Genomic DNA, 4,029 nt, shown 5'->3' with positions numbered 1-4,029 from the left:
CCGCCGGCGCCGCGGTCGCCGTACGCGAGGTGCGCGGGGATGGTCAGCTGGCGACGGCCGCCGACCTTCATGCCCTGCACGCCCTGGTCCCAGCCCGCGATGACCTGTCCGGCACCGAGCTGGAACTGCAGCGGGGTGCCGCGGTTCCACGAGGCGTCGAACTCCTCGCCGGTGGAGAAGGCCACACCCACGTAGTGCACGGAGACGGTCTGGCCCTTCTCGGCCACCGGACCGTCGCCTTCCCAGATGTCCTTGATCTCCAGGTCGGCCGGCGGCTCGCCACCCGGGAAGTCGATCTCGGGCTTCTCGATGCTCACTGACTTGCTCCTCTTACTGATGAACTGGGCAACCGGGACAACCTACATCTTCGCGAGGATGTCCACGGCGAAGACGAGCGTGGACTTGGCGGGGATGCCCTGCTGCTCCTCGTCACCGAGGCCCTGGTCCGGCGGGACGACCAGCAGCACCCGGCTGCCGACGGTCTTGCCGATCAGGCCGTCCTTGAGCCCCTTGAGGGTGACCTGGGCCAGCGGGAAGGTCTGGGTCTTGCCCGTCTCGTAGGTGCTGTCGAACGTCTTTCCGTCCTTCCACACCAGGGCCACGTAGTTCACGACGACGCTGTCGCTCTCCTTGACGACGTCGCCCTTGGCCTCCAGGACGTAGTCGGAGACGAGCTTCTTCGGCGGGTCGGCCTTGGGGATCTTCACCGAGGGTGCCTTGCCGTCGGTGTTCGTGCCGACCTTGGGCAGGTCGATGTTGTCCTGGGCGACCGCGGTGCCCTTGGCGGAGGCGGGGATCTGGGTCGCCTTCAGGATGTCGACGACGAAGACCAGCGTGGCGTTCGGCTTGATGTCCTCGCCCTGGCCCTGCTCGCCGTACCCGAGGTCCGGCGGGATGACCAGCTCGACGCGGCTGCCGACCTTCTGACCGACGAGGCCCTTGTCCCAGCCCTGGATGACCATGCCCGCACCGAGCGTCAGGTCGAAGGGCTGCTTGCGGTCGAAGCTGTTGTCGAACGGCTTGTCGGAGTCCCATGCCTGGCCCAGGTAGTTGACCTGGATCGCGTCGCCGTTCTTGAGCTTCGCGCCGTCGCCCTCGCTGAGGACCTCGGTCTTCAGTTCCTTGGGTGGATCGCCCTCGCCCTTCGCCAGGGTGGGCTTCTCGCCGAACTTCGCGCCCGCGGTGATCGCGGGTGCGCCGTTCGTGGACGAGGCGGAGTCGGAGGCCTTGTCGTCACCGCATGCCGAAGTGGCGAGCAGCAGAAGGGGGACGACGAGAAGGCCGGCAAGTCGGCGCACTGGTTCCTCAGATCTCAGACGGCACGTGTATGGGGGTCCCGGCCACTCTAACGGCCTCCCCCGCGACGGAGAGGGGAGCGGCGAACAGCGCCCCGGGCTTCCGGGCCGAGGCGCGGACGCGGGGGCGCCGGGAGCCCGGCGCCGTCGCGGTGAGGCCGTCGGGGTGTCCCCCGCGGCCCCCCCGGCGGGCGTACGGGACGTCCCCCGGGCCGGAAAAGCACGGCGGCGGGCCCCGTACGAAGAACGTACGGGGCCCGCCTCACGTCACGGCCGTGGGACACCGCCCGGATCACATGCCGGCGATCAGCTTCTCCACCCGTTCGTCCACCGACCGGAACGGGTCCTTGCACAACACGGTGCGCTGCGCCTGGTCGTTGAGCTTGAGGTGGACCCAGTCGACGGTGAAGTCCCTGCGCTGCTCCTGGGCCCGCCGGATGAAGTCGCCGCGCAGCCGCGCCCTGGTCGTCTGCGGGGGCACGGACTTGCCCTCGAAGATCTTCAGGTCGTTGCAGATACGGGCGGCCTGGCCCTTGCGCTCCAGGAGGTAGTAGAGCCCCCGGCGCCGGTGGATGTCGTGGTAGGCGAGGTCTATCTGCGCGACCCGGGGGTTCGACATGGTCATGTTGTGCTTGGCCCGGTAGCGCTCGATGAGCTTGTACTTCATGACCCAGTCGATCTCGGTGCCGATCCGGTCGAGGTCCTCCTCCTCGATGGCGTCCAGTGTGCGGCCCCACAGCTCCAGGACCTGGTCGACGATGCCGGTGCGGATGCCCCGGCGCTCCACGAAGTCGACCGCCTTCTCGTAGTACTCGCGCTGGATCTCTATGGCCGAGGCCTCCCGGCCGCTGGCGAGGCGCACCTTGCGGCGGCCGGTGGTGTCGTGGCTGACCTCGCGGATCGCCCGGATCGGGTTCTCCAGGGTCAGGTCACGCATCACGGTGCCGGCCTCGATCATGCGGAGCACCAGGTCCGTGGCCCCGACCTTGAGCAGCATGGTCGTCTCGGACATGTTGGAGTCACCGACGATGACGTGCAGCCGGCGGTAGCGCTCCGCGTCGGCGTGCGGCTCGTCCCTGGTGTTGATGATGGGCCGGGAGCGCGTCGTGGCGGAGCTGACGCCCTCCCAGATGTGCTCGGCACGCTGGCTCACGCAGTAGACGGCTCCGCGCGGCGTCTGCAGCACCTTGCCGGCACCGCAGATGAGCTGCCTGGTGACGAGGAACGGAATGAGGATGTCCGCGAGCCGGGAGAATTCTCCGTGCCGGGCGACGAGGTAGTTCTCGTGGCACCCGTAGGAGTTTCCCGCCGAGTCGGTGTTGTTCTTGAAGAGATAGACGTCGCCCGCGATTCCCTCCTCGTGCAGGCGGCGTTCGGCGTCGACGAGCAGGCCCTCGAGAATGCGCTCGCCCGCCTTGTCGTGGGTGACCAGTTCGGTCACGTTGTCGCATTCGGGCGTTGCGTATTCCGGATGCGATCCCACGTCGAGGTAGAGGCGGGCGCCGTTCCGCAGGAAGACATTGCTGCTGCGGCCCCATGACACGACACGGCGGAAGAGGTAGCGCGCCACTTCGTCAGGTGACAGTCGGCGCTGTCCCCTGAACGTGCACGTGACGCCGTACTCGTTCTCCAGCCCGAAAATGCGGCGGTCCATGACTGAACATTACGCCTTATGGCCTGAGCTGAAACCGGGTTCGGCTGCACCGTTTCGATCATTTTCCGATCCGGCCACGGCCCCGGGCGTACGGCCGGGAGCTGCGAGGACCCTTCCGGTGGTCAGCAGCACCAGCAGCGCGGCCACTCCACCGGCCCCGGCGACGGCGAACCCCTGAGCCGTACCGCCGAGCTGGACGGCCGGTCCGGCGACGGCCGTCCCGGCCGCCGCGCCGACGCCGAACGTGGTCACGAGCCAGGAGAACGCCTCGGTCACCGTGCCCCTGGGCGCGTGCCGGTCCACCACGATGAAGGAGCAGGCGATCGCCGGTGCCAGGAACACCCCGGCGAGCGCGGCCAGCGCGGTCATGGCCACCACACCGGGCGTCAGCGTCAACGGCAGGTAGCCCAGGGCGAGCAGGGCGACGATCCCGCGCAGCCGGCGCTCGGGCGCTCCGGCCCACTGCCGGGCCCCGTACAGCGCGCCGCCGACCAGCGCGCCGAGTCCGAGCGCGGCCATCAGCCAGCCGTACACCGACTCGCGGCCGTGGTCGTCCGCGTAGGCCACACCCGCCACCGTGATCGAGCCCAGCGCGAGCCCGACGAAGAAGAACGCGCCCAGCAGGGCCAGGAGTCCGGGCGAGCGCAGCGCACCCAGCCAGTGGGCCTCGCGGGGGGCGGAGCGCCAGGCGCGGGAGGGCTCGCTGAGCACCACCCAGAGCGCGCCGAGGACGCCGAGCGCGTTGATGACCAGCAGTGCGGCCACCGGCGACCAGAGCGACACCAGGAGCGTCACGAGAAGCGGGCCGACGGTGAACATCACCTCCTGGGCCACCGCGTCCATCGCGTAGGCCCGGTGCACCCGGTCCTCACCTCCGAGCACGCTCGGCCACAGGGCGCGGAGCCCGCCCTCCAGCGGCGGGGTGAAGAGTCCGGCCACGATCACCGCGGCGTAGGCGAGCGGGAGCACACCGAATCCGGCCACCGCCAGGACGGCCATGCCGAGCGCGGAGACGACGGCGGCGGGCAGTTGCACGCGCGGCTGCCCGTACAGGTCCACGGCCCGCCCCAGCAGCGGCTG

General features: G+C 69.7%; 4 protein-coding genes. All 4 read right to left on the bottom strand.

The genetic code is table 11. From position 1 onward, the window contains the following. A partial coding sequence (locus tag IH13_RS0134780) for an FKBP-type peptidyl-prolyl cis-trans isomerase (RefSeq protein ID WP_031090945.1) occupies positions 1-317 on the bottom strand: 317 nt, incomplete at its 3' end. A 42-nt stretch (positions 318-359) separates the two neighbouring features. Beyond that, positions 360-1,298: an FKBP-type peptidyl-prolyl cis-trans isomerase gene (locus IH13_RS0134775; RefSeq protein WP_031090944.1), complete on the bottom strand. Its 939-nt coding sequence runs from the start codon at positions 1,296-1,298 to the stop codon at positions 360-362. A gap of 289 nt (positions 1,299-1,587) precedes the next feature. Then, the gene (gene pafA, locus IH13_RS0134770; RefSeq protein ID WP_031090941.1) at positions 1,588-2,949 is read right to left on the bottom strand and encodes a Pup--protein ligase; all 1,362 of its coding nucleotides are present in this window, start codon (positions 2,947-2,949) and stop codon (positions 1,588-1,590) included. A 9-nt stretch (positions 2,950-2,958) separates the two neighbouring features. Then, on the bottom strand, positions 2,959-4,029 hold a 1,071-nt coding region (locus IH13_RS0134765), incomplete at its 5' end, for an MFS transporter (RefSeq protein ID WP_031090939.1).

This window comes from Streptomyces sp. NRRL WC-3549, from assembly GCF_000721935.1.
GTDB lineage: Bacteria > Actinomycetota > Actinomycetes > Streptomycetales > Streptomycetaceae > Streptomyces.
This window is presented reverse-complemented; position numbering and strand designations above follow the sequence as displayed.

Coding starts and splice junctions, on each gene's coding strand:
- pafA (WP_031090941.1), bottom strand. CDS start 2,949: ATGGACCGCCGCATTTTCGGGCTGGAGAACGAGTACGGCGTCACGTGC.